Annotated in this window: 1 rRNA gene; it reads left to right on the top strand. The window is 57.3% G+C overall.

Annotated features, from left to right (window positions below):
* Positions 1-185: 185 nt before the first annotated feature.
* Positions 186-1,709 (top strand): 16S ribosomal RNA (locus ACFWDO_RS21295).
* The last annotated feature ends 112 nt before the right edge of the window (positions 1,710-1,821 follow it).

Here is a 1,821-nt window from a genome sequence, read left to right on the forward strand (position 1 = left end):
AATGGTTCTGGTCTTGTGGGTGTGCGTCGGTTGTTTGAGAACTCAACAGTGTGTTTGATAGTCAATGCCAAATTTTTGGAACCTTTGTTGGTTTCTTTGGATCGGACTGAGCAGTTCAGCTTGGTCTGGCCAGTATCGAATGGACACTGACATCTGCGTTTGTGGGTGTGTGGTGTTGTTTCTCTTTTACGGAGAGTTTGATCCTGGCTCAGGACGAACGCTGGCGGCGTGCTTAACACATGCAAGTCGAACGGTGAAGCCCAGCTTGCTGGGTGGATCAGTGGCGAACGGGTGAGTAACACGTGAGCAACCTGCCCTCCACTTCGGGATAAGCCTTGGAAACGGGGTCTAATACCGGATATGAGCTCGCATCGCATGGTGTGGGTTGGAAAGTTTTTCGGTGGGGGATGGGCTCGCGGCCTATCAGCTTGTTGGTGGGGTGATGGCCTACCAAGGCGTCGACGGGTAGCCGGCCTGAGAGGGCGACCGGCCACACTGGGACTGAGACACGGCCCAGACTCCTACGGGAGGCAGCAGTGGGGAATATTGCACAATGGGCGAAAGCCTGATGCAGCGACGCCGCGTGAGGGATGACGGCCTTCGGGTTGTAAACCTCTTTCAGCAGGGAAGAAGCGCAAGTGACGGTACCTGCAGAAGAAGCGCCGGCTAACTACGTGCCAGCAGCCGCGGTAATACGTAGGGCGCAAGCGTTGTCCGGAATTATTGGGCGTAAAGAGCTCGTAGGCGGTCTGTCGCGTCTGGTGTGAAATCCCGAGGCTCAACCTCGGGCTTGCATCGGGTACGGGCAGACTAGAGTGCGGTAGGGGAGACTGGAATTCCTGGTGTAGCGGTGGAATGCGCAGATATCAGGAGGAACACCGATGGCGAAGGCAGGTCTCTGGGCCGCAACTGACGCTGAGGAGCGAAAGCATGGGGAGCGAACAGGATTAGATACCCTGGTAGTCCATGCCGTAAACGTTGGGCACTAGGTGTGGGGCTCATTCCACGAGTTCCGTGCCGCAGCTAACGCATTAAGTGCCCCGCCTGGGGAGTACGGCCGCAAGGCTAAAACTCAAAGGAATTGACGGGGGCCCGCACAAGCGGCGGAGCATGCGGATTAATTCGATGCAACGCGAAGAACCTTACCAAGGCTTGACATGTACGAGAACACGCTAGAGATAGCGGACTCTTTGGACACTCGTACACAGGTGGTGCATGGTTGTCGTCAGCTCGTGTCGTGAGATGTTGGGTTAAGTCCCGCAACGAGCGCAACCCTCGTCCTATGTTGCCAGCGGGTTATGCCGGGGACTCATGGGAGACTGCCGGGGTCAACTCGGAGGAAGGTGGGGATGACGTCAAATCATCATGCCCCTTATGTCTTGGGCTTCACGCATGCTACAATGGCCGGTACAGAGGGCTGCGATACCGTAAGGTGGAGCGAATCCCAAAAAGCCGGTCTCAGTTCGGATTGGGGTCTGCAACTCGACCCCATGAAGTCGGAGTCGCTAGTAATCGCAGATCAGCAACGCTGCGGTGAATACGTTCCCGGGCCTTGTACACACCGCCCGTCAAGTCACGAAAGTTGGTAACACCCGAAGCTCATGGCCCAACCGGTTTTCCGGGGGGAGTGGTCGAAGGTGGGACTGGCGATTGGGACTAAGTCGTAACAAGGTAGCCGTACCGGAAGGTGCGGCTGGATCACCTCCTTTCTAAGGAGCATCTGATACCCCCGCGTAAGCTTCCGGGGTCTGCTGGTGGGGTCATCCTGCTGGTGGGTCGTGGGGGTGGGGGTCAGGCAGACCATCGCAGGCGCCGTACGTG

Origin of the sequence: Isoptericola sp. NPDC060185, from assembly GCF_042728595.1 — a bacterium.
Classification (GTDB): Bacteria; Actinomycetota; Actinomycetes; order Actinomycetales; family Cellulomonadaceae; genus Isoptericola.